Source organism: Streptomyces sp. TG1A-8, from assembly GCF_030499535.1.
Classification (GTDB): domain Bacteria; phylum Actinomycetota; class Actinomycetes; order Streptomycetales; family Streptomycetaceae; genus Streptomyces.
In genome coordinates this window covers 5356741-5379700 of the sequence record NZ_JASTLB010000001.1, presented here as the reverse complement: position 1 = coordinate 5379700, position 22960 = coordinate 5356741, and the positions used below count along the sequence as shown (strand labels likewise).

Sequence of the window (22960 nt, the reverse complement as noted above, 5' to 3'; positions counted from 1 at the left end):
CGCTGCGCTCATCGCTGGCTCCTTCGGAAACGGCGGACGTTGAAGACCATCGCGGGGACGACGAGGAGCAGGAGCAGGACGCCGAGGGCGCTGCCGAGGCCCTGGTTGTTGCCTCCGCCGAAGGACACCAGCCACATCTGGGTGGCCAGCACGGTCGCGTCCTCCTGCACCGGTCCGGGCGCGATGATGTAGACGAGGTCGAACACCTTCATCACGTTGATCACGAGGGTCACGAAGACCACCGTGAGCACGGGCGCCAGCAGCGGGACGGTGATGCGGCGGAAGATCTGCCACTCGTTCGCCCCGTCCATCCGGGCCGCCTCCAGCGCGTCCCGGGGCAGCGTGGCCAGGCCCGCGCCGATCAGCACCATCGCGAAGCCGGTCCAGATCCACAGGTAGGCGCCGATGATCGCCGGGGTGACGAGTGCCGGGCCGAGCCAGGAGACGCCCTGGTAGGGCGGTGCGAAGTTCGACTCCGGCAGCCTCACCGTGTAGGAGCCGCCGGCGAGGCCGGCGAAGCGGAAGGAGCCGTCGGCGGCGGTCGTGGTGCTCGCGACCGTCCTGCCGTCACGGAGTACCTGGACCTTCATGCCGGGCAGGCCGCTCTCCTTCGGGTCGACCCTGCCCTGCGTCCCTCCCCCGCCGGGCGTGAAGTCCAGGTAGACGACGCCGCGCACCTCACCCGCCGCCGCCTTGCGCGCGGCGGCCGGGTAGGCGGGCCGGGCCTGCCGCGGCAGGTCCTTGGGCAGCACGCCGACCATGGGCAGCCGCACCGCGTCGCCCGGGGAGGCGGTCGTGCGGTAGGAGCCGTCCCGGTCCCCGGTCAGCACTCCGGTGCGTCCGCGGGCCGTCGGATAGGTCGACTCGTCCTTGAAGGCGTCGTGGACGGAGACGACGGCGGCGTTGAGGACGCCCTTGTCCGGGTCCTCGTCGTAGGCGAGGCGGAAGATGATGCCGGCGGCGAGGAAGGAGACCGCCATCGGCATGAACAGCAGCAGTTTGAACGCCGTCGCCCAGCGGACCTTCTCCACCAGCACGGCCAGGATCAGGCCGAGGCCGGTCAGCAGGGCCGGGGCGACGACCACCCAGATCGCGGTGTTGCGGATGGCCTTGAGCGTCGCCGGGTCGCGGAACATCCCGGTGTAGTTGTCGCCGCCGACGAAGCGGGTGCCGGAGGCGTCGAAGAAGCTGCGGCCGACGGAGAACAGCACCGGGTAGACGACGAGCGCGCCGAGCAGGAGCAGCGCGGGCAGGACGAAGAGCAGGGCGACGGTCCGGGCGCGCCGCCGGCTGCGGCGCGCCCGGTCCGGCCCGGCGGCCGGCGGGCCCGTCCGCGGCTTGACGAGTGTGGTGGCGGTCATCGGTCCGCTCAGTCCTGGTAGGCCTTGGCCGCCGCGGACTCCAGCTTCGCCGCGGTCGCCTTGGGGTCGGACGGGTCACGCAGGAAGTCCTGCAGGAGCTTCCACTCGCCGGTGCCCTTCGTGCCGCCGAAGGACGCCGGTGCCTGGTCGGACATGTCGAAGCGGACCGTGTCACCGGCCGAGACCAGGGACTTGGCGATGGCCCGGGTGACGTCGTCGCCGTACGCGTCGAGGCTGAGCTTCTTGTTCGGGGACAGGAAGCCGCCCGCCTTCGCCCACACGGCCGCGGCCTCGGGGGTGGCCAGGTACTCCAGGAGCTTCATGCCGGCCTTGCTGTTCTTGCCGTCCTTGAGGACGACCGCCGCGTCACCGCCGCTGACCACCGGTGCCGTGCCGCCGGCGACCGGGGGGAACGGGAAGAAGTCGGCGTCCTTGCCGATGGCCTTCTGGTACTGGTCGTGGGCGACGCCGGCGACGAAGTCGCCCTCGTAGACCATGCCGGCCTCGGGCTTGGGCCCGAACACCTTCTCCACCGAACCGGGGAAGTCGGTGTTGAGCGCCTCCTTCTGACCGCCGGCGATCAGCTGCTTGTCCTTGAACAGCTTGCCGAGCGTGGTGAGCGCCTCGACCACGCTGGGGTCGGTCCACTTCAGCTTGTGGGCGGCCAGGGCGTCGTACTTGTCGGGGCCGGCCTGGGAGAGGTAGATGTTCTCGAACCAGTCGGTGAGCGTCCAGCCGTCCTGGCCGGCCACGGAGAAGGCGGCGAGCCCGGAGTCGGAGACGGTGTGCCCGGCCTTGAGCATCTCGTCGTAGGTGGTCGGCGGCTTGACGCCGGCCTGGGTGAGCGCGTCGGGGCTGTACCAGACGGTCGACTTGTGGGCGGCCTTGAAGTAGAGGCCGTAGAGGCTGCCGTCGACGCTGCCGTACGTGCGCCACACGGGCGCGTAGTCGGCGGTGATGGTCTGCCGGGCGGTCTTCGACAGCGGCGTGAGCCAGCCCTTCTTCGCGAACTGCTGGAGCACGCCGACCTGCGGCACCATCACGACGTCGGGCGCGTTGCCGCCCTCGATCTTGCTGCCGACGACGGTGGAGACGTTGTCGCCGGTGGACACGAACTGCGTCTTGGCGCCGGTCTTGGCGGTGAACGCGTCCAGCACCTTCTGGAAGTTCTTCTGCTCGCTGCCGGACCAGACACCGGCCACGGTGACGGTCTGGCCGCTGAGCGCCTTGTCGCCGCCGCCGGCCGAGACGGAGTCGCCGCCGCAGGCGGTCGCGCCGAACGCGAGGGCCAGCGCGGTGCAGCCGGTGAGCAGGGTGGTACGTCGTCGCATCATCGTTGATGTCCCTTCAGGGGGTGGGAGTGGGCAAAGCGGTCACAGGTCGGTGAGCCACCAGGCCGCGGTCGAACCCGCCAGGACGCCGGGCGGGCAGGAGCCGCTGGTGAGCAGCGGGGTGCCGGCGACCGGCGCGGGCGTGGGGGCCGTGCCGAAGTTGACGGCGCACACCAGGCCGTCGCCCCGGACGAAGCCGAGGACGCCGGGCGGGGTGTCCAGCCAGCGCAGCGAGCCTTCGCCCAGCTGGGGCAGGGAGGAGCGCAACTGGAGGCCGTCGCGGTACAGGTGCCAGAAGGAGCGGGTGTCGGCGAGGGCGCGGTCGGTGGCGTGCTCGGCGAAGTACGACGGCTGCGGCAGCCACGGCTTGGCGCCCTCGGCCCCGGAGGTGAAGCCGAACGGGGAGGCCTGCCCGGACCAGGGCAGCGGCACCCGGCAGCCGTCGCGGATGCGGGCGCGGCTGCCGGTGCGGCGGAAGATCGGGTCGGTGAGCACGTCGTCGGGCAGGTCGACGACCTCGGGCAGGCCCAGTTCCTCGCCCTGGTAGATGTACGCGGCTCCGGGCAGCGCCAGCATGAGCAGCGCGGCGGCGCGGGCGCGGGCGGCCCCCAGGCCGCTGCCCTCGGTGGCGGGTTCGCCGTAGCGGGTGACGGTGCGGACCTGGTCGTGGTTGTTGAGGACCCAGGTGACCGTCGAGCCGGTGCCGGCGATGTCCTGCATGGCCTCGGAGATGACCTTGCGGAAGGCGTCGGGGTCCCAGGGGGCGCTGAGCAGGTCGAAGAAGAAGGCCTGGTGGAGTTCGTCGGGGCGGACGTACCGGGCGTGCTCGCGGGCGGTGGGCACGGACACCTCGCCCACGAGGAGGCGTTCGCGGCCGTCGCGGGCGGCGTACTCCTCGCAGACCGAGCGCCAGTGCCGCCACACCTCGTGCACCTCAGGCTGGTTCCAGGCGAGCGGGTTGACCGAGTCACGGGTGCGGGCGTCGGCCTCCGGGTCGTCGGAGTCGGGCAGTTCGGGGTGCTTGTAGAGGCCGGCGGCGACGTCGATGCGGAAGCCGTCGACGCCCCGGTCCAGCCAGAAGCGCAGGACGCGGTCGAACTCGGCGGGCACCGCGGGGTTGCGCCAGTTCCAGTCGGGCTGCTCGGGCGTGAACATGTGCAGGTACCACTGGCCGGGGCGGCCGTCCGGTTCGGTGACCCGGGTCCAGGCCGGGCCGCCGAACATGGCGTGCCAGTTGTTGGGCGGCTCGCCGCCGTCGGGGCCGCGCCCGTCGGCGAAGTGGAAGCGGGCGCGGGCCGGGCCGCCGGGCGCGGAGGCGAGCGCCTCGCGGAACCAGGGGTGGGCGCTGGAGCAGTGGTTGGGGACGATGTCCAAGAGCACCTTGATGCCCAGTCGGCGGGCCGCGTCCATCAGCAGGTTGAACTCGGCGAGGTCGCCGAAGACCGGGTCGACGTCGCAGTAGTCGGCGACGTCGTAGCCGTGGTCGTGCTGGGGCGAGGGGTAGAACGGGCTCAGCCAGACGCCGTCGACGCCGAGCTTCTTCAGGTACGGCAGCCCGGCGCGGACCCCGGCCAGGTCGCCGATGCCGTCGCCGGTGCTGTCCAGGAAGCTGCGGACGTACACCTGGTAGATCACCGCGTCGCGCCACCAGTGGTGCCTGTTCAACCCATTGACCTGTCTCTGCGAAGGGCTGCTGTTGTGCATGCATGTTAGGTAGCGGTGTCGCGAGGGTGTCAATGAAGCGAACGGAAACTACCGGACGGTCACCCCGCCAAAAGGGGACTTACCCGGACACGGAGAGTCGAGATGAGACGTTCGCGTTACCTAACAGGTAACCAAGGGAGCGTCACCGGCGGGCGACGGCGTCGAGTTCGCGCGCCAGCCGCCGCACCGCCGCAGCGGGCGTCTCGTGGCCCGTGAGCGCGTCGTGCACGACCGCCTGCACCACCAGGCTGACCTGCTCGTAGTGCGGGCTCTTGGGCCGGGGCGCCGCGGTGCGCACGGCCGCGCGCAGGGTCGGCAGGTAGGGGAACCGCTTCACGAGCGCCGGGTCCTCGTAGAGCGCGGCGCGCACGGGCGGCAGCGCGCCCCGTGTGAGCACCTGGCGCTGGACGGGCCCGCTCGTGAGGTACGCGATCAGCCGGGCGGCCGAATCGGGGTGCCGGGCGTGCGTGTTGACCGCCAGGTTGGAGCCGCCCAGGACGCTCTTCCCCGGCCCGTGCGGCCCGGGCAGCGGTACGGCGCCGATCTTCCCGGCGACCTTGGAGCCCCTGGCCGAGGCGACTGCGTAGGCGTAGGGCCAGTTCCGCAGGAAGAGCAGCCGGCCGTCCTGGAAGGCCTGCTTGGACTCCTCCTCCTTGTACGTCAGTGCCGCCTTCGGGATCCACCCCTCCCTGAGGCCGCGGGCGAGGAAGCCGATGCCCTCGCGGGCGGCGTCCGAGTCGACGGTGACGCGGGCCCCCTCGTCGCCGAGGATCGTGCCGCCCGCCGAGTACACGGCCTCGGCCGCGTTGACGGTGAGCCCCTCGTAGGGCAGGAACTGGCCCGCGTAGCCGTCGAGCCCGTGCCTGGGCGCGATGGTCTTCGCGTCGTGCTCCAGCTCGGCCCAGGTCCGCGGCGGCGGCACGCCCTCCTCGGCGAGGACGTCCTTGCGGTACAGCAGCAGTCCGGCGTTGGTGACGTACGGGACGGCGTACAGCCGCCCGTCGTAGGTGGCCGTGTCCACGACCGGGGGCAGGAAGGCGCCCAGCGGGAAGCGGTCGCGGGGCAGCGGGCGGATCCAGCCGGCCGCCGCGAACTCCGGGGTCCAGTTGACGTCGATGTTCAGGACGTCGAAGCGGCCCCGGTCGCCGCCGCGCAGATCGGTGGTCATCTGCGCGTGGGTCTCGTCGGCGGAGTCCGGCAGTTCGACCAGGGTGACCTTCTCGGCCGGATGGGTGCGGTTCCAGCCCTGCAGCAGCGGGCCGAGGTAACCGGTGAGGTCACCGGCCGTGGCCAGGGTGAGCGGCCCGCGGCCACCGCCCGCGCCCTCCTCGGCCCGGGCTCCCGAGGCGACACAACCGGTCAGGACCACGGCGAGGGCGAGAAGACCCCTACCGGCGGCGCGCATCCACCGCATAGGTTCCTCCCCGAACACGTACACCCGGCCCCGGGCACCCTTGTCCGGAGTCAGAGGCCATGTATACCTGTTAGGTATGGGCGATACTAGGGCCTGGAGCACATTGCCGCAGACAGGAGGACAGCACAGGTGCGCCTGCCCCTCCTGGCCCTCCTCGCGCGCGGCCCCGCCCACGGCTACGAGCTGAAGCAGGAGCTTGAGCAACTGCTGGGCTCCGCGTACCCTCAGCCGAACGTCGGCCAGATCTACGTGACCCTCGGCCGCCTCGAGAAGTCCGGGCTGATCGAGGGCGAGGACGTCGAGCAGTCGAGCCGGCCCAACAAGAAGGTCTACCACCTCACCGACGCCGGGCGGGAGGCGCTGCACGCCTGGTTCGAGGAGACCGAGGGCGAGCCGCGGGTGCGGGACGAGTTCTTCATGAAGCTCGCCCTCGCCTCGCAGACCGGCCTCGCCGACCAGATCACCCTCATCAACAAGCAGCGGCGCCAGTACCTCAACACCATGCGCAACCTGTCGAAACTGGCCGTGGCCGAGAACCGGGACAACCGCATCGCCCAGCTGCTCATCGAGGGCGCGATGCTGCATCTGCAGGCCGACCTCGACTGGCTGGAGCGGTGCCAGGAGGAACTGGAGGAGCTGCCGTGAGCGAGGACCACCCTCCGGTACTGCGGGCCGAGGGCCTGGTGAAGACCCACCACGGCGAGGGCGCCCCCGTCCGTGCCGTGCGCGGTGTCGACCTGAGCGTGGCCCGGGGCGAGTTCGTGGCGGTCACCGGACCGTCCGGCGCCGGCAAGTCGACCCTGCTGCACCTGCTCGGCGGGCTGCAGCGGCCCGACGCGGGCAGCATCTGGCTGGACGGCGAGTGCACCGACTCCTACAGCGAGGCCCGCTGGGCGGTGGAGCGCAGGAAGGCCATCGGGATCGTCTTCCAGTTCTTCAACCTGGTGTCCAACCTGTCGGTCGCCGACAACGTCGAACTGCCCGCGCTGCTCGCCGGCGTGCCCCCGAAGCGGGCCCGGGCCGAACGCGAGGCGCTCCTGGCCGAGCTGGGCCTGGACGGCAAGGAGCGCAGCATGCCGGGCGAGCTGTCCGGCGGGGAGCAGCAGCGGGTCGCGCTCGCCCGCGCCCTGGTCAACCACCCGCCGCTGCTGCTGGCGGACGAACCCGCCGGCAGCCTCGACAGCAAGGGCACCCGCGAGGTGATGCGGCTGCTGTCCCGCTTCCACCGGCGCGGGCAGAGCATCGTGCTCGTCACCCACGACGCCCGGCTGGCGAGCGCCGCCGATCGCGTGATCAGCTTCTTCGACGGCCGCATGGCCGACGACGCCGCGCTGGACGGTGCCCCGTCCCGCCGGCCGGGCATCTCGGGCGTGCTGGAACTGAAGGACTGATCGCGGTGTACGAGCACCTGGCGCAGCGGCGCGGGACGAGGAGCTGAGCCCGTGCGTGCCACCCTGCGCTGGGCGCACTCCGATCTGCGCGCGCACCGCGGCGAGGCGCTGTTCATCACGCTCGCCACCGCCGGCATCGTCGCCTCCCTGCTGCTGGCCGCCGCCCTGTTCGGCTACGCCACCAACCCCTGGCAGCGGACCTTCGCCCAGGCGCACGGGGCACACGTGTGGATCCACACGGCCCCGTCCGCCGATGCCCGCGCGCTGGCCCGGCTCGACGGCGTGGAGTCCGTCGCCGGGCCCTACCCCACCGAGTCCGTCACCGTCGCCTCCCGCGGCACCCACGCCGCCGTGGAACTGCGCGCCACCGCGCGGCTGCCCTCCACCGGCCGCCCGCTGCTCACCGCCGGCCACTGGCTGGACCCGGCGGAACCGGACGGCGTCGTGCTGGAGGGCGAACTGGCCCGGGCCCTGCTGGCCGAACCCGGCGACACCCTCTCCCTGCCCGGCACCGCCCGCACGCTGACCGTCGAGGGCATCGCCGACAGCGCCGAACCCCGCTACAGCCCGGGCGAGCAGCCGGGCCTCGTCTGGGCGCTGCCGGCCGCCGTGCGCGCCCCCGACGGCCAGGTCACCGGGCTGCGGCTGAACGATCCGGGCGACACCGACTACGCGGTCCAGCGGGCCGTCACCCTGCTGGGGGCGGGCGCGGTCGGCGAGGTCTCCACCTGGCAGCAGGCCCGGGCCGAGGCGCAGGGCGACGACCGGCTCCTCGGCCAGGTGCTCGCCCTGTTCGGGCTGGGCGCCCTGGCCGCCGCGGGCCTCGCCGTGCACGGTGCGATCAGCACCCGCATCCGCGGCCACCTGCGGGACATCTCGGTGCTGAAGGCGATCGGCTTCACCCCCGGCCAGGTCGTACGCGTCTTCCTGCTGCAGCACCTCGCCTACGCCCTGCTCGGCGCGGTGGCCGGGGCGGCGCTCACCGAGGGGGCGGGCCGGCGGATACCCGGCCGGCTCGGCGACGCGGTGGGGGTGTGGCAGGGGCTGCCGGGGCGCACCGTGACGCTCGGCGCCGTGTCCGTGGGCGCGGTGCTGTTCATCGGCCTGACGACGGGCCTCGCCGCCTGGCGCGCGGGCCGGGTGCCCCCGGTCCCGGTGCCGCGCCCGTCGGCGTCCGCGGGCGGCCGGCTGACCGGCCCGGCCCGGCAGGCCCTCGGACTGCGGCTGCCGGCCGCGCTGGTCCTCGGCTGCCACAAGGCGTTCGCGGGCCGCGGCCGGTCCCTGGCCACAGTGGCCCGGCTGACGCTGCCACTGCTGCTGATCGTGGTGGCGCTCAGCGCGTGGACCACCCTCGACCGCTTCCACAGCGCCCCCGGCCGGATGGGCCTGCCGACAGCGCTCACGGTCCGCTCGGACGGCTCCCTGACCGGCACGGACGTACGCGGGCTGCTCGCGGCGGACCGCCGGATCACCGCCGTCTATCCGGGCGTCGAGGTGGCCGCGCTCGTCCCCGGCCAGACCGGCACGATCGCGCTGCGCGGCCTCGGCACCCGCGCCCGGCCGTATCCGTACGCCCTCGCCGAGGGCCGGGCCGCGCACGGACCGGACGAGGCGGTGGCCGGCCAGGGCCTGCTGGACCTGCTGCACGTGCGTGTCGGGGACTGGGTGCGGATGACGGTCGGCGAGCAGCCGCAGATCCTGCACATCGTGGGCCGCGCCATCGAACCGCAGAACGCCGGCCGGGTCGTGACGACCTCCCTGGACACCCTGCGCGAGAACGACCCGCGCCTGTCCCCCGCGTTCTACCAGCTGCGTCTGCGCCCCGGCGCCGACCCGCACCAGGTGGCGTCCTCGCTCGCCGCGGCCGGCGTCGGCCATCTGGACGTGCACGCCGTGACGAACCCGGCCGACGGGCTGTCCCCGCTGCGCGGGGTCGTCGCCGGGCTGATCGCCGTGCTCGCCCTCATCGGGCTGGTCGAACTGCTCAGCGCCATCGGCGGCAGCGTCCGGGAGAGCGAGCGGGACGTGCTGGCGCTGCGGGCGATCGGCATGTCGCCCCGGCAGATCACCGCGGTCACCGTCACCGCGACGAGCCTGACGACCCTGGCCGCCGCGATCGCCGGCACGGCCCTGGGCCTACCCCTGGCCCGCCGTCTGATCGACGCCCAGGGCACCTCCACCGGCATCGGCGCCGGCATCGCCCAGGCGCCGTCCCCGCTGCTCCTGCTCACCGTGGCCCTGTCCGCGGTCCTGGGGGCCACCGCCCTCGCCGCCGTGCCGGCGGCCCGCGCGGCGCGGCGCAGACTGACGGACACGCTGAACTCGGTGCTGTGAGGGGCCGGCCGGGACCGCCGGCCCGCAGGTGGCGGCCCCGGCGAGGTCCGCTGGCCGGTCCCGGACCCGGACGTGCGTCCGGGCCGGCGCCGGCCCCGCGGTCCCCCGCGTCCGTGGACGGGCCCCGGACCGGGTGACCGCCGGTCAGCGCGCGGGGCGGGCGGACGCGACGCCCTCCGCGCCGGCGGCGCCGGGGACGTCCGGTCTGCGCACCGGTACCAGCGCGCAGACCGCCAGGGCGAGCAGGGCGGCGGTGAACAGGGCCGGGGCGTTCGGCCCGAAGGCGCGGGCCGCGACTCCGCCGAGGAGCGCGCCCAGCGGGGCGCCGGAGGTGGAGGCCGTGCGGAAGGCGGCGGAGATCCGGCCCACCATGGCGGCGGGGCTGCGCCGCTGCACCAGCGTGACCTGGTTGACGTTCCAGACCACGCTCATCGCACCGAGCAGCGCCATGCCAGCCAGCAGGGCGCCCAGGTGCCGTACGGAGCCGATCAGGAGGAGGGAGGCCGTCTGGACGGTTCCGCCCAGCAGCAGGGCCCGGGCCCGGCCGGCGCGGCGCGCGATCCGCTGGGCGACGGCACCGCCGGCGAGGCTGCCCGCCGCGTACGCCGTCATGGTGGCCGCGTAGGCCGTGTCGCCGCCGTGCAGCCAGCGCGTGACGTGCAGGACCAGGGTCGCGATCAGGGCGCCCATGCCGATGTTGCACAGCAGTGTGGCCAGGCGGACCGCCCGCAGCACCCGGTCGCTCCACAGCGTGCGCAGACCCGCGCCGGTCTCGGCGCGCAGCGTGCTGCCCGCGGGGCGGGGCGCCCGCCGCGGCGGGCGGGTGCGCAGGGACGCGACCAGCGCGGCGGCGGCCAGATAGGTGACCGCGTCGGCGGCGAAGGGCACACCGGCGCCGACGGCCAGCAGGACGGGGACGAACGGGCCCGCGAGCAGGCCGCCCGCGAGTTGCTGACCGGTCATCAGACGGGCGTTGGCCGCGCCCAGGGCCTCCGCGTCGACCAGGGCCGGGAGCAGGGCCGTGGCGGCGTTGTCGAAGAGCGTCTGAAGCGTCGTCAGGGCGAGGGCGAGGGCGAGCAGCAGGAGGACCGAGGCGTGTCCCAGTGCCACGGCGAGGGCGAAGGCGGCGACCAGGAGGCCCCTCAGCGTGTCCACCGCCCACATCGCCCGCCGCTGGTCGACCCGGTCGGCCAGGGCTCCGCCGAGTAGCCCGAACACCAGCCAGGGCAGATAGCCGCAGGCCGTGACGGAGGCGATGACCAGCGGCTCGTCGCTGAGCCGCACGGCGAGCAGCTGCAGCGCGGAGGACCGCAGCGCATCCCCGAACCGGGAGACCACGGCGGCCGTCCACAACCGCCCGAACCCCCCGCGCCACACGGGCGCGCGCACCCCGGCCACCTCGACCGCCGCCATGTCTCCCCCTCACGATCCACTGGTACGCGAACCGTAGGGGGCGCCACTGACAAGCGGCCCGGAAAGCAGAACCGGCCGGTCACCCGGAGGTGTCCAGCCGGACCTCGATGTCTAGATCTCGCCCCGCAGTTTGGCGAGCGCCTCGGCGAGGATCGCCTCGCCGTCCGCGTCGCTGCGCCGCTCCCGTACGTACGCGAGGTGCGTCTTGTACGGCTCGGTGCGCGGCGGGTCCGGCGGGTTGTCCCGGTCCTGGCCGGCCGGGAAGCCGCAGCGCGGACAGTCCCAGGTGTCGGGGACCTGCGCGTCGCTGGCGAAGCTCGGCTGCGTCTCGTGCCCGTTGGAGCACCAGAAGGAGATGCGCAGACGCGGCGCGGACTCGCCGCGCTCGGCCTCGCCCATCGGCCCCGCCCCGACCCGGCTACCTCGGATCGCGTTGCCACTTGCCACGGTCGTAACTCCCTGCGTGATGGTGCCGCGAAGCGAGTCGGCGTTCCGCTTCGCCGCGAGCGCCTCAGTCTGTGTAAGGCCCAACGCGCGTCCGGTGATGGGAGTTACCGCCCCCGCACCCAGACGCACGCCCCATGATAGGCCGCGCTCAGGGGCACGTACCGAACATGGGGCGTTACGTACGGAATGTATTGCGGTCAGCTGTTCGACTTCATCAGCATGCCGAGGACGATGATGCACGCGAACCACAGCAGCCCGACCACGATGGTGATGCGGTCGAGGTTGCGCTCGGCGACCGAGGAGCCGCCCACGGACGTCTGCATGCCGCCACCGAACATGTCGGAGAGACCGCCGCCCTTGCCCTTGTGCATCAGCACCAGCAGCATCATCAGCAGGCTGAAGACGATCAGGGCGATCGAGAACCCCAAAACCACGGCTGGACCAACTTCCTCGGATGCGGATGGACGACGGGGGCACGGCGTTGTCGCCGTGCCCCCGCAAGAGTACGACGTTCCGTCGCTACCGCCTACTCACCGGCGGGCTCACTGGTCGCGGAAGCGCACGATCTTGACGAACTCGTCGGCGTCCAGCGAGGCCCCGCCGACCAGGGCGCCGTCGATGTCGGCCTGCGCCATGATCTCGGCGACGTTGCCGGACTTCACGGAGCCGCCGTACTGGACGCGGACCTTGTCGGCGACGTCCTGCGAGTACAGCTGGGCGACCTTGGCGCGGATGGCGGCGCAGACCTCCTGGGCGTCCTCGGCGCCGCAGACCTTGCCGGTGCCGATGGCCCACACGGGCTCGTAGGCGATCACGACGGTCTCGGCCTGCTCGGCCGAAAGGTCCCGCAGACCGCCCTCGACCTGGGCGAGGGTGTGGGAGACGTGGTCGCCCGCCTCGCGGACGTCCAGCTCCTCGCCGACGCACAGGATCGGGGTGAGACCGTGCTTGTAGGCGGCCTTGACCTTGGCGTTCACGACGGAGTCGTCCTCGCCGTGGTACTGGCGCCGCTCGGAGTGGCCGACGACCACGAAGGAGCACTTCAGCTTGGCCAGCATGGCGCCGGAGATCTCGCCGGTGTAGGCACCGGAGTCGTGCTGCGAGATGTCCTGGGCGCCGTACTTGATCTTCAGCTTGTCGCCGTCGACCAGGGTCTGCACGGAGCGCAGGTCGGTGAACGGCGGCAGGACGGCGACCTCGACGGCCTCGTGGTCCTTGTCGGCCAGGGCGAAGGCGAGCTTCTGGACGTGCGCGATGGCCTCGAGGTGATTGAGGTTCATCTTCCAGTTGCCCGCCATCAGCGGTGTGCGGACGGACGGATCGGGTGCAGCCATTGAGGTCAGTCCTCCAGTGCGGCGAGGCCGGGGAGCGTCTTGCCCTCGAGGTATTCGAGGGAGGCGCCGCCACCGGTCGAGATGTGGCCGAATGCGTTCTCGTCGAAGCCCAGGGTGCGCACGGCCGCGGCGGAGTCGCCGCCGCCGACCACGGTGAAGCCCGGGGAGTCGAGGAGGGCCTGGGCGACCGCCTGGGTGCCCTCGGCGTAGTCGGGGTGTTCGAAGACGCCCATGGGGCCGTTCCAGAAGACGGTCCCGGCGTCGGCGAGCTTCGAGGCGTACAGCTCTCGGGTCTTCGGGCCGATGTCCAGGCCCTCCTGGTCGGCGGGGATCTCGTCCGCGTCGACCACGGTGTGCTCGGTCGACGCCTTGGCCTTCAGGTCCGGGAACTCCGGGGAGACCACGACGTCGACGGGGAGCAGCAGTTCCACGCCCTGCTCCTGGGCGCGCTGCAGGTACTCGGCGACGGCCGGGACCTGGTCCTCCTGCAGGAGGGAGATGCCGACCTCGTGGCCCTGGGCCTTGAGGAAGGTGTAGGCCATGCCGCCGCCGATGAGCAGGCGGTCGGCCTTGCCGAGCAACTGGTCGATGACGGCGAGCTTGTCGGACACCTTGGCACCGCCGAGCGCGACGACGTAGGGGCGCTTGACGTCCTCGGTGAGCTTCTTCAGGACGCCGACCTCGGTGGCGATCAGATGGCCGGCGTAGTGCGGCAGACGGGCCGGGAGGTCGTAGACGGAGGCGTGCTTGCGGTGCACGGCGCCGAAGCCGTCACCGACGTAGACGTCGGCGAGGGCGGCCAGTTGGTCGGCGAACGCGCCGCGCTCGGCGTCGTCCTTGGAGGTCTCGCCGGGGTTGAAGCGGAGGTTCTCCAGGACGGCGACCTGGCCGTCGGAGAGGCCCGCGACCGTGTCCGCGGCGGACCGGCCGACGGTGTCGGCCGCGAAGGCCACGCCGGAGCCGAGGAGTTCACCCAGGCGGGCGGCGGCCGGAGCGAGGGAGAAGGCGGGGTCCGGGGCGCCCTTGGGGCGGCCCAGGTGCGAGGCGACGACCACCTTGGCGCCCGCGTCCGCGAGGGCCCTGACGGTGGGCAGCACGGCGCGGATGCGACCGTCGTCGGTGATGGTGCCGCCCGCCAGCGGCACGTTGAGGTCGGCGCGGACGAAGACCCGCTTTCCGCTCACGCCGTCGGCGAGGAGTTCGTCGATCGTCTTCATTGAGTGGGCTCCTGAGGAGGGCTCGTGATGCCCTGATCGTATGGGGGCGTGATCCGTACGCGGAAGCAGGGCTCGGACAGCGCGACGGTACGCTGCCCGAGCCCTGCTCCCGCTCCGAGGTCCTGCTGGGCCGGTCAGAGCTGGTCGCCGACGAAGACCGTGAGGTCGACGAGGCGGTTGGAGTAGCCCCACTCGTTGTCGTACCAGCCGATGACCTTCACGCTCTTGCCTTCCTGGACCATGGTCAGAGAGGAGTCGAAGGTGCAGGACACCGGGGCGTTGACGATGTCGGAGGAGACGATCGGGTCCTCCGTGTAGTCGAGGAGGCCCTTCAGCTCGCCCTCGGCGGCCTTCTGGAAGGCGGCGTTGACCTCTTCCTTGGTGACCTCGCGGGACAGCTCCACGACCAGGTCGGTGACCGAGCCGGTCGGGACCGGCACGCGCATGGCCATGCCGTCCAGCTTGCCCTTGAGCTGCGGCAGGACCAGCGCGGTGGCCTTGGCGGCACCCGTGGTCGTCGGAATGATGTTCTCGGCGGCGGCACGGGCGCGGCGCAGGTCCTTGTGCGGGAAGTCCAGGATGCGCTGGTCGTTCGTGTACGCGTGCACCGTGGTCATCAGACCCTTGACTATGCCGAAGTTCTCGTCCAGGACCTTCGCCATCGGTGCCACGCAGTTGGTGGTGCAGGAGGCGTTGGAGATGACGTGGTGGTTGGCCGCGTCGTACTGGTCCTGGTTGACGCCCATCACGATCGTGATGTCCTCGCCCTTGGCCGGAGCCGAGATGAGGACCTTCCTGGCGCCGCCGGCGAGGTGCTTGGCGGCGTCCTCCTTCTTGGTGAAGATGCCGGTCGACTCGATGACGATGTCGACGCCCAGCTCTCCCCAGGGGATGTCGGCCGGGTTGCGCTCCGAGAGCACCTTGATGGTGTGGCCGTCGACGGTGATCGTGTCGGCGGTGTGGGTGACCTCCTGCTTGAGGCGGCCCAGAATCGTGTCGTACTTCAGCAGGTGGGCGGTCGTCGCCGTGTCACCCAGGTCGTTGACAGCCACAACCTCGATGTCCGCACCCTGCTCCAGCAGTGCACGGAAGTAGTTACGGCCGATGCGGCCGAAGCCGTTGATGCCTACGCGGATCGTCACGAACCGATCTCCTCGTTGGTGCGCCGGCCAGGTACCGGCGAGCTGTACTTGGGATGTCCCCGACCACTCCCGACCCTACCTCTCCGCGACTCCCGGAGTGACATCGAGATGCCGCATAAAAGGCAAGCGGTCCGTACCCGCCAGTAGGGGTACGGATCATCTCGGATCGGAGTGCCTTTCGCTCCGTTCTGCCCGGAAGTGACGGTACCCTCGACGCCCGTTCCACTCGTTCGTGACCGGGTGGGCTCACCTGATGGAGTGGGCTCGCGCGCACCGCTGAGGAGCGCCCCCGCTCACCCGTCGCGCGGGGCGCACGCCTTCCGCGGCGGGGCCCCTGCCGTCGCGTCGCGGCCCGCACCGCGGGCGCCGACGCCCGGCGGTCCTCGGCCGCGGGTGCCGCGGGCCCACCCGCGGCGCCTCGCTCGTCGTGGGCGGCGCGGTGCGGGAGGGGCCGGGTGCCGCGAGTCGTTTCCGGGGGCCTGTCGAGGGCCGTGGCGCCGGTGGGCGGTCCGGCCCTCGCCGGGCCCCCGGGCTCACCACCGCCGGCGCCCTCGGTGGGGCGCCCGGCACCCCGCTCGGCCGGAGCCGCACCCGCCGCGTCGCCTCCGGCGAACCGGCGGGCCGGGCCGTCGACCCGCACGGCCCCCTGCACCGGCTCGTCCACGGCGGCCCGGTGCCGGCGCCGGGATCCGCGGGGGGCCTGCGGAACCGGTGGGTCGACGCGGCGCCGGTCAGCCGACGAGGTTGTCCGCCAGCTCCTCCGAGAGGTTCGCCTCCGTGCCCGGCAGGCCCAGGTCGGAGGCGCGCTTGTCGGCCATCGCCAGCAGACGGCGGATACGGCCGGCGACCGCGTCCTTGGTGAGCGGCGGGTCGGCGAGGGCGCCCAGCTCCTCCAGGGAGGCCTGCTTGTGCTCCATGCGCAGCCGGCCGGCGGCGGCGAGGTGCTCGGGGACCTCGTCACCGAGGATCTCCAGGGCCCGCTGCACCCGTGCACCGGCGGCCACGGCGGCCCGGGCCGAGCGGCGCAGGTTGGCGTCGTCGAAGTTGGCGAGTCGGTTGGCGGTGGCCCGCACCTCGCGGCGCATCCGGCGCTCCTCCCAGGCGAGCACGGACTCGTGCGCGCCGAGCCGGGTCAGCAGGGCGCCGATCGCGTCGCCGTCGCGCACCACCACCCGGTCCACACCGCGCACCTCGCGGGCCTTGGCCGCGATGGAGAGCCGGCGGGCGGCACCGACCAGGGCGAGCGCGGACTCGGGGCCGGGACAGGTCACTTCCAGGGAGGAGGAGCGGCCGGGCTCGGTCAGCGAGCCGTGCGCCAGGAACGCGCCGCGCCAGGCCGCCTCCGCGTCGCAGGTGGCCCCCGAGACCACCTGCGGGGGCAGACCGCGGATCGGCCGGCCCCGGCCGTCCACCAGGCCCGTCTGGCGGGCCAGCTGGTCTCCGCCCGCGACGACCCGCACCACGTAGCGGGAGCCGCGGCGCAGCCCGCCGGGCGCCATCACGATCAGTTCGGAGCTGTGGCCGAAGATCTCCAGGACGTCCCGCTTGAGGCGGCGGGCCGCCATCGCGGTGTCCAGCTCCGCCTCGATCACGATGCGCCCGCTCACCAGGTGGAGGCCGCCGGCGAACCGCAGAATGGCGGAGACCTCCGCCTTCCTGCAGCAGGTCCGGGTGACGGGGAGCCGGGAGATCTCATCCTTCACCGCTGCCGTCATCGCCATGGGCCGATCCTTCCATGCATCCGAAAAATACGGTCGTACGCGGCGGCCAGCAGCTCCGGGTCGTGCCGGGGGCTTCCGTCGGCCCGGGCCACCGGCGCCAGCTCGACCGCGGCTCCCAGCCGCTCGGCGGCCTCGGTGAGCGAGTCGCGGTCGGGCACCGCGGCCTCGTCGGCCAGCACCACGTCCAGGGCGAGTTTAGGGGCGTGTCGCCCCAAAACCTCCAAATGACGCTGCGGGGAGAAGCCCTCGGTTTCTCCGGGCTGCGGCGCGAGGTTCAGGGACAGGACACGGCGTGCCTTGGTCTCGGTGAGGGCGTCCAGCAGCTCGGGGACCAGCAGGTGCGGGATGACCGAGGAGAACCAGGAGCCGGGACCGAGCACCACCCAGTCCGCGTCCAGGACGGCGGCGACGGCCTCCGGGACGGCGGGCGGGCCGTGCGGCACGAGGTGCACGGACTGCACCTCGCCGGGCGTGAGGGCGACGGTCGCCTGCCCGCGCACGGTGTCGACGTCCTCGGGGCGCTCCGGGTCGTGTCCCCTGACCAGGGCCTGCAGCTCCAGCGGCACCGCCGACATGGGCAGCACGCGCCCGTGCGCGCCGAGCAGCCTGCCGACCAGGTCCAGGGCCTGGACGTGGTCGCCGAGCTGCTCCCACAGGGCGACGATCAGCAGGTTGCCGACCGCGTGGTCGTGCAGGTCGCCCTGGGACTGGAAGCGGTGCTGGATGACCCGGGCCCAGGTCTGGCCCCAGTCGTCGTCGCCGCACAGCGCGGCCAGCGCCTTGCGCAGGTCGCCGGGCGGCAGCACGCCCAGTTCGTCGCGCAGGCGTCCGCTGGAGCCGCCGTCGTCGGCGACGGTGACCACGGCGGTGAGGTCGCCGGTGATCCGGCGCAGCGCGGCGAGCGAGGCGGACAGGCCCATGCCGCCGCCGAGGGCGACCACCTTGGGCTGGGCGCCGCGGCGGCGCGGCCGGCCGCCGCGGACCTCGGCGGGCCCGGCCGCCCGGGTCCCGGCCGCCGCGCGGCCCTCCGGCACCACCCGGCGCAGCCTGCTCAGCCGCGGTGTACGTTCCGTCATTCGCGTCCCATGTCCCGGTGTACGACCACCGTCTCCACGCCCTCGGCCGCCAGGCGTGCGGCGAGCTTCTCCGACATGGCCACCGAGCGGTGCTTGCCGCCGGTACAGCCGATGGCGATGGTCACATACCGCTTGCCCTCGCGCCGGTAGCCGGCCGCGATCAGCCGCAGCAGTTCGGCGTAGCGGTCGAGGAAGTCCTTGGCGCCGGGCTGGTTGAAGACGTAGGCGGCGACCTCCTCGTTGAGGCCGGTGTAGGGGCGCAGTTCCGGGACCCAGTGCGGGTTGGGCAGGAACCGCATGTCCGCGACCAGGTCGGCGTCGACCGGGAGACCGTACTTGAAGCCGAAGGACATCACGGTGGCCCGCAGTTCGGGCTCCTCCTCGCCGGCGAACCGGGCGTCCATCTTGGCGCGCAGCTCGTGCACGTTCAGACTGGAGGTGTCGATCACCAGGTCGGCGTCGCCGCGCAGCTCGCGCAGCAGCTCGCGCTCGGCGGCGATGCCGTCGACGATGCGGCCGTCGCCCTGGAGGGGGTGCGGGCGGCGCACCGACTCGAAGCGGCGCACCAGGGCCTCGTCGGAGGACTCCAGGAAGACGATCCGGCGGGTGACGCCCCGGGTGTCGAGGTCGGCGAGCGATTCGCGCAGGTTGTCGAAGAAACGCCGGCCGCGCACGTCGACGACGACCGCGATCCGCGCCACGTTGCCCTGGGAGCGGGCGCCCAGCTCGACCATGGTCGGGATCAGGGCGGGCGGGAGGTTGTCCACGACGAACCAGCCGAGGTCCTCCAGGCACTTGGCCGCGGTGGACCGGCCCGCTCCGGACATGCCGGAGATGATCACCAGCTCGGGGATGGCCGCTTCGGGGGCCCCTGCCGGTGTGACGTCCGTACTCACCTGTGCTCCGTTTTCCTGTGCCGCGTGCTGCCGGTCCTCGGCCGCCTGTCGTGGCTGATTCTCGCCTGCTTCCCTGGGCGCCGGGTCGCGGTGGTCCGCTGCGGGCCGCGCGTCGTGCTCGGTCATGTCTCCTGCCCCCGTCGTTCGTCCGGAGCGCCCGCGGTCACGGGTCGCTCCGGGGAACCCCCCGTCGTGTCGGGTTCCCCGTCCTCGATGATCTCTCCGGTCGCCGTGTTCACGGCGGGTGCGGCCGGCACCGCGCGGGCGAGGGCCACGGCGATGGTCTCGGCCGTCTTCCGGCCTATGCCGGGCACCTCCTGGATCTGCTCCACCGTGGCGGTCCGCAGCTTCTTCATCGAGCCGAAATGCCTGATGAGCGCCTGCTTGCGGGTCTCGCCGAGGCCGGGCACGTCGTCCAGGGGGCTGGAGCGGAAGCGCTTGGAGCGCTTGACGCGCTGGTAGGCGATGGCGAAGCGGTGGGCCTCGTCGCGGACGCGCTGGAGCAGGTAGAGGCCCTCGCTGGTGCGGGGCAGGATCACCGGGTCGTCCTCGTCCGGCACCCACACCTCCTCCAGGCGCTTGGCCAGGCCGCACACCGCGATGTCGTCGATGCCCAGTTCGTCCAGTGCCCGCCGGGCCGCCGTGACCTGCGGCCGGCCGCCGTCGACCACCACCAGCTGGGGCGGATAGGCGAACTTCCTGGGACGGCCGTCGTCGTCCTTGGGGCCGTCGGCGGGCGGGGCGCCGTCGGCCGGCGCGTCCTGCGCGCCGTCCGCCTCGGCCCACTCCCCCGTCCGCTCCTTCTCGGCGAGGTAGCGGCGGAAGCGGCGGGTGATCACCTCGTGCATGGAGCGGACGTCGTCCTGGCCGGCGAAGCCCTTGATCTGGAAGCGGCGGTACTCGCCCTTGCGCTGCAGGCCGTCCTCGAAGACGACCATGGAGGCGACCACGTCGTCGCCCTGGAGGTGCGAGACGTCGTAGCACTCGATGCGCAGCGGGGCGCTGTCCAGGCCGAGGGCCTCGGCGATCTCCTCCAGGGCACGCGAGCGGGTGGTGAGGTCGGAGGCGCGCTTGGTCTTGTGCAGGGCGAGGGACTGCTGGGCGTTGCGCTGCACGGTCTCCATCAGCGCCCGCTTGTCGCCGCGCTGCGGGATGCGCAGCGAGACGTTGGACCCGCGGCGGCCGGTCAGCCACTCCTGGACCGGCTCGGCCGGCTCGGGCAGCGCCGGGACCAGCACCTCCCGGGGGACGGCGTCCCCGGTCTCCTCGCCGTAGAGCTGCTGCAGGGCGTGCTCGACGAGGGCGCCGGTGGTGATCTCCTCGACCTTGTCGGTCACCCAGCCGCGCTGGCCGCGCACCCGGCCGCCGCGCACGTGGAAGATCTGCACGGCCGCCTCCAGCTCGTCCTCGGCGACGGCGATGAGGTCGGCGTCGGTCGCGTCGGCGAGCACGACCGCGTTCTTCTCCATGGCCTTCTTCAGGGCCCCGATGTCGTCCCGCAGGCGGGCCGCCCGTTCGTACTCCATCTCCTCGGCCGCCTCCGTCATCTGCTTCTCCAGACGGCGCAGGTAGGTGCCGGTGCGGCCGGCCATGAAGTCGCAGAACTCGTCGGCGAGGTCCCCGTGGTCCTCGGGGGTGATCCGGCCCACGCAGGGGGCGGAGCACTTGCCGATGTAACCGAGCAGGCAGGGCCGGCCGGTGCGGGCGGCGTTCTTGAAGACGCCGGCCGAGCAGGTGCGCACCGGGAAGACGCGCAGCATCAGGTCGACGGTGTCCCGGATGGCCCACGCGTGGGCGTACGGGCCGAAGTACCGGACGCCCTTCTTCTTGTGACCGCGCATCACCTGCACGCGCGGGAACTCCTCGTTCATCGTCACCGCGAGGTACGGGTAGCTCTTGTCGTCGCGGTACTTGACGTTGAACCGGGGGTCGTACTCCTTGATCCAGGAGTACTCCAGCTGCAGCGCCTCGACCTCGGTGGACACCACCGTCCACTCCACGGAGGCGGCGGTGGTCACCATCGACCGGGTGCGCGGGTGCAGGTTCGCCAGGTCCTGGAAGTAGTTCGCCAGGCGCTGGCGCAGACTCTTCGCCTTTCCGACGTAGATCACCCGGCGGTGCTCGTCACGGAACCTGTACACCCCGGGAGAGTCCGGGATCTCACCCGGCCTGGGGCGGTAGCTGGAGGGGTCGGCCATGTCTCACACCCTACTGGCGCGCACCGACACCGCGCCGTGGCCTGTGGACAACCCCGGTGCCGGCTCGTCCCGGCGCCTGTGGACGGCGCCGGCGCCGACACGCCCCGTCCGGTCCGCCCGCAGGTGCGTCCGCGGGCGCGCTTCCAGGACGGTTCGACGGACCGCGGTGGCCCGGGCGCCTGCCCGGCCGGGCCGCGGTCCGGCCGGGAGTGCACGGCGGCCGGTCCCGCGGTGTTGTCGGGGCCCCGTCAACACGCTTCAATGCGGGGGAACTCGGGGCCGTGCACGCCGTCGCGCCGACGCGGCGTGCGCGTGCGGGCGTCCGGCGCCCACGGGGGTGGCCCCGCACACCGCGCCTGCGGTCCGACCAGCCGTAGTGACACCTCACAGAAAGGCCCCTGTGCATGTGGCACGCCCCCGAGCACACGGACGCCCCCACCGCGGAACTCGACACGGCCCTGCGCGGCGGCCCCTTCCACGTGGCGCTGCGCGCCGCGATCGCCGCCCGCGGACTGCCGCTGCAGCGCGTGCAGCACCACCTGTCGCGCCACGGGGTGAAGGTCGGCGTCACCAGCCTCAGTTACTGGCAGCAGGGGGCCCGCCGCCCGCAGCGGCCGGAGTCGCTGCGGGCCGTGCGGGTGCTGGAGGAGATCCTCCGGCTGCCGGACGAGTCACTGATCCGGCTGCTCGCCGAGCCCGACGGACCCGGCGGGCGCGCCGGTGTCCGTCCCGCGGTCCGCACGTACCGCTCCCTGCTCCGGGCCTCCGACGCGCTCCACCGGCTCCAGGGCGAGCTGGGCTGGTTAGCCGACGGCGGGCTGCGCACCCTGGGTCACCACGAGCGCGTCCGGATCGGCGCCCGCCGCGAGCTGGCCGGCCGCGAGGCCCACCACATCGTGCGGGCCCGCCACGACGGCGTCCACCGCTTCGTCGCCGTCCACCACGGCGACCCGGGCTGCAGCCCGCACGACGTCGCCGTGCACGCCCTGGAGAACTGCCGCACGGGACGCGTCCGCCTGGACCAGGACACCGGCGTCCTGGTGGCCGAACTCCTCTTCGGCACCCGGCTGCGCTCCGGCGAGACGTTCCTCTTCCGCTACGGCGTCGAGGACGGCACGGCCGGCGTCTCACGCGAGTACGTCCACTGCTCCGCTCACCCGGGCGGCCAGTACGCGCTCCAGGTGCGCTTCGACCCGGGCGCACTCCCGGCGCGCTGTCACCGCTTCAGCCAGCACTCGCCCGCGGCCCCGCGCACCGCCCGGCACGAGCTGTCCGTCAGCGGGCCGCACCACAGCGTCCACGTGGTCGAACCCCGGATCCGGCCGGGCATGGTCGGCATCGCCTGGGACTGGGAGTAGGCGGCGTCCGTCGGGGACCGCCCGGCTCAGGCACCCGGCCCGGCGATGATCCTGCCGCCGGCGGCCTTCACCGGCAGCTCGGTCAGCGGTTCGGTGGCCGGGGCCCGCACCACCTTGCCGGTCACGGCGTCGAACTCACTGCCGTGGCACGGGCAGACGAGGGTCGTGCCCCGGAGCTCGTTGATGGGGCACCCCGCGTGCGTGCACACCGTGCTGTACGCCTTCAGGGCGCCGCTCGCGTCCCTGCTGACCACCACGTTGTGGTCCCGGTACAGCTTCGCGCCGCCCCTGGCGACCTCGCTCCCGGCTCCGAGGTCCACCGGCGCGGTGGGGGCAGCCGCCCCCTGGGCGTCGTCGCCCGGCCCACAGGCGGCGAGCGCGAGCCCGGCCACCGGGACCGCGGCGGCTCCTCGAAGGACGGTACGACGGCTCGCGGACGAACGGGCGGGCATCTGGGACTCCACGGGTCGGGGGCGTGCAGGCCGACGATACCCGGGCAGAACGCCCGGCCCGGAAGGGGGGCGCCGCCCGCCGCGCGGGACGGACCCGGGCGGGTTCCGCTCCTCCGCGTAAACGCTTGCGCAAGCGTTTACGCGGAAGGCGGCGATGGGATACCTTCCCGG

General features: G+C 73.0%; 19 protein-coding genes. 4 read left to right on the top strand and 15 right to left on the bottom strand.

Annotated features, from left to right (window positions below):
- Nucleotides 1-8 precede the first annotated feature (8 nt).
- The 4 genes from QQY24_RS23605 to QQY24_RS23590 form a co-directional block, all read right to left on the bottom strand.
- Complete coding sequence (locus tag QQY24_RS23605; RefSeq protein WP_301974710.1) at nucleotides 9-1361, bottom strand: ABC transporter permease subunit; 1353 nt, start codon at nucleotides 1359-1361, stop codon at nucleotides 9-11.
- Between the two features lie 8 nt (nucleotides 1362-1369).
- On the bottom strand, nucleotides 1370-2695 hold the full coding sequence (locus QQY24_RS23600) for an ABC transporter substrate-binding protein (protein WP_301974709.1): 1326 nt from the start codon (nucleotides 2693-2695) through the stop codon (nucleotides 1370-1372).
- Between the two features lie 39 nt (nucleotides 2696-2734).
- Entirely contained in the window at nucleotides 2735-4396 is a 1662-nt protein-coding gene (locus tag QQY24_RS23595) for a glycoside hydrolase family 13 protein (RefSeq protein WP_301974708.1), read from the bottom strand.
- A 142-nt stretch (nucleotides 4397-4538) separates the two neighbouring features.
- On the bottom strand, nucleotides 4539-5810 hold the full coding sequence (locus tag QQY24_RS23590; RefSeq protein WP_301974707.1) for an ABC transporter substrate-binding protein: 1272 nt from the start codon (nucleotides 5808-5810) through the stop codon (nucleotides 4539-4541).
- 129 nt (nucleotides 5811-5939) lie between these two features.
- On the opposite strand from QQY24_RS23590, the gene QQY24_RS23585 reads away from it, so the two are divergent.
- From QQY24_RS23585 to QQY24_RS23575, 3 genes are read left to right on the top strand one after another with little or no spacing between them, the layout of a single operon-like run.
- Entirely contained in the window at nucleotides 5940-6455 is a 516-nt protein-coding gene (locus QQY24_RS23585; protein ID WP_301974706.1) for a PadR family transcriptional regulator, read from the top strand.
- Nucleotides 6452-7201 carry an ABC transporter ATP-binding protein gene (locus tag QQY24_RS23580; RefSeq protein ID WP_301974705.1) on the top strand — a complete coding sequence of 250 codons (750 nt, stop codon included), beginning with the start codon at nucleotides 6452-6454 and terminating at the stop codon, nucleotides 7199-7201. Before QQY24_RS23585 ends, QQY24_RS23580 begins: the two co-directional genes overlap by 4 nt.
- A gap of 51 nt (nucleotides 7202-7252) precedes the next feature.
- The gene (locus QQY24_RS23575) at nucleotides 7253-9535 is read left to right on the top strand and encodes an ABC transporter permease (protein ID WP_301974704.1); all 2283 of its coding nucleotides are present in this window, start codon (nucleotides 7253-7255) and stop codon (nucleotides 9533-9535) included.
- A 144-nt stretch (nucleotides 9536-9679) separates the two neighbouring features.
- Here QQY24_RS23575 and QQY24_RS23570 read toward each other — a convergent pair whose 3' ends face one another.
- From QQY24_RS23570 to uvrC, 10 genes are all read right to left on the bottom strand, one after another.
- Nucleotides 9680-10948, bottom strand: coding sequence for an MFS transporter (locus tag QQY24_RS23570; RefSeq protein ID WP_301974703.1), 1269 nt, complete (start codon nucleotides 10946-10948; stop codon nucleotides 9680-9682).
- Nucleotides 10949-11059: 111 nt separating this feature from the next.
- On the bottom strand, nucleotides 11060-11395 hold the full coding sequence (locus tag QQY24_RS23565) for an RNA polymerase-binding protein RbpA (protein ID WP_003957010.1): 336 nt from the start codon (nucleotides 11393-11395) through the stop codon (nucleotides 11060-11062).
- Between the two features lie 197 nt (nucleotides 11396-11592).
- Nucleotides 11593-11829 carry a preprotein translocase subunit SecG gene (gene secG / locus QQY24_RS23560; protein WP_301974701.1) on the bottom strand — a complete coding sequence of 79 codons (237 nt, stop codon included), beginning with the start codon at nucleotides 11827-11829 and terminating at the stop codon, nucleotides 11593-11595.
- A gap of 108 nt (nucleotides 11830-11937) precedes the next feature.
- On the bottom strand, nucleotides 11938-12693 hold the full coding sequence (tpiA, locus tag QQY24_RS23555; RefSeq protein ID WP_301976338.1) for a triose-phosphate isomerase: 756 nt from the start codon (nucleotides 12691-12693) through the stop codon (nucleotides 11938-11940).
- A gap of 41 nt (nucleotides 12694-12734) precedes the next feature.
- A complete protein-coding gene (pgk, locus tag QQY24_RS23550; RefSeq protein ID WP_301974700.1) occupies nucleotides 12735-13946 on the bottom strand; it encodes a phosphoglycerate kinase in 1212 nt (403 codons plus the stop codon).
- 134 nt (nucleotides 13947-14080) lie between these two features.
- Nucleotides 14081-15088, bottom strand: coding sequence for a type I glyceraldehyde-3-phosphate dehydrogenase (gene gap, locus QQY24_RS23545; protein ID WP_301974699.1), 1008 nt, complete (start codon nucleotides 15086-15088; stop codon nucleotides 14081-14083).
- A gap of 731 nt (nucleotides 15089-15819) precedes the next feature.
- Nucleotides 15820-16809 (bottom strand): DNA-binding protein WhiA, encoded by a 990-nt coding sequence (whiA, locus tag QQY24_RS23540; RefSeq protein ID WP_301974698.1) that lies wholly within the window; start codon nucleotides 16807-16809, stop codon nucleotides 15820-15822.
- On the bottom strand, nucleotides 16800-17885 hold the full coding sequence (yvcK, locus tag QQY24_RS23535; protein WP_301974697.1) for a uridine diphosphate-N-acetylglucosamine-binding protein YvcK: 1086 nt from the start codon (nucleotides 17883-17885) through the stop codon (nucleotides 16800-16802). Before yvcK ends, whiA begins: the two co-directional genes overlap by 10 nt.
- Entirely contained in the window at nucleotides 17882-18907 is a 1026-nt protein-coding gene (gene rapZ / locus QQY24_RS23530; protein ID WP_301974696.1) for an RNase adapter RapZ, read from the bottom strand. The genes yvcK and rapZ overlap by 4 nt, the downstream gene beginning before the upstream one ends.
- On the bottom strand, nucleotides 18904-20979 hold the full coding sequence (gene uvrC, locus QQY24_RS23525) for an excinuclease ABC subunit UvrC (protein WP_301974695.1): 2076 nt from the start codon (nucleotides 20977-20979) through the stop codon (nucleotides 18904-18906). The genes rapZ and uvrC overlap by 4 nt, the downstream gene beginning before the upstream one ends.
- 404 nt (nucleotides 20980-21383) lie before the next feature.
- Between uvrC and QQY24_RS23520 the strand changes: the two genes are divergently transcribed.
- Nucleotides 21384-22337, top strand: coding sequence for a hypothetical protein (locus tag QQY24_RS23520; protein ID WP_301974694.1), 954 nt, complete (start codon nucleotides 21384-21386; stop codon nucleotides 22335-22337).
- Nucleotides 22338-22363: 26 nt separating this feature from the next.
- Here QQY24_RS23520 and QQY24_RS23515 read toward each other — a convergent pair whose 3' ends face one another.
- A complete protein-coding gene (locus tag QQY24_RS23515; RefSeq protein WP_301974693.1) occupies nucleotides 22364-22789 on the bottom strand; it encodes a Rieske (2Fe-2S) protein in 426 nt (141 codons plus the stop codon).
- Nucleotides 22790-22960: the final 171 nt, after the last annotated feature.

Excerpts from the sequence above, each read along its gene's own strand:
- whiA (WP_301974698.1), bottom strand. The coding sequence starts at position 16,809 with ATGGCGATGACGGCAGCGGTGAAGGATGAGATCTCCCGGCTCCCCGTC.
- pgk (WP_301974700.1), bottom strand. The coding sequence starts at position 13,946 with ATGAAGACGATCGACGAACTCCTCGCCGACGGCGTGAGCGGAAAGCGG.
- QQY24_RS23595 (WP_301974708.1), bottom strand. The coding sequence starts at position 4,396 with ATGCACAACAGCAGCCCTTCGCAGAGACAGGTCAATGGGTTGAACAGG.
- QQY24_RS23515 (WP_301974693.1), bottom strand. The coding sequence starts at position 22,789 with ATGCCCGCCCGTTCGTCCGCGAGCCGTCGTACCGTCCTTCGAGGAGCC.
- QQY24_RS23520 (WP_301974694.1), top strand. The coding sequence starts at position 21,384 with ATGTGGCACGCCCCCGAGCACACGGACGCCCCCACCGCGGAACTCGAC.
- tpiA (WP_301976338.1), bottom strand. The coding sequence starts at position 12,693 with ATGGCGGGCAACTGGAAGATGAACCTCAATCACCTCGAGGCCATCGCG.
- uvrC (WP_301974695.1), bottom strand. The coding sequence starts at position 20,979 with ATGGCCGACCCCTCCAGCTACCGCCCCAGGCCGGGTGAGATCCCGGAC.
- QQY24_RS23570 (WP_301974703.1), bottom strand. The coding sequence starts at position 10,948 with ATGGCGGCGGTCGAGGTGGCCGGGGTGCGCGCGCCCGTGTGGCGCGGG.
- QQY24_RS23605 (WP_301974710.1), bottom strand. The coding sequence starts at position 1,361 with ATGACCGCCACCACACTCGTCAAGCCGCGGACGGGCCCGCCGGCCGCC.
- yvcK (WP_301974697.1), bottom strand. The coding sequence starts at position 17,885 with ATGACGGAACGTACACCGCGGCTGAGCAGGCTGCGCCGGGTGGTGCCG.
- rapZ (WP_301974696.1), bottom strand. The coding sequence starts at position 18,907 with ATGACCGAGCACGACGCGCGGCCCGCAGCGGACCACCGCGACCCGGCG.
- QQY24_RS23600 (WP_301974709.1), bottom strand. The coding sequence starts at position 2,695 with ATGATGCGACGACGTACCACCCTGCTCACCGGCTGCACCGCGCTGGCC.
- QQY24_RS23590 (WP_301974707.1), bottom strand. The coding sequence starts at position 5,810 with ATGCGGTGGATGCGCGCCGCCGGTAGGGGTCTTCTCGCCCTCGCCGTG.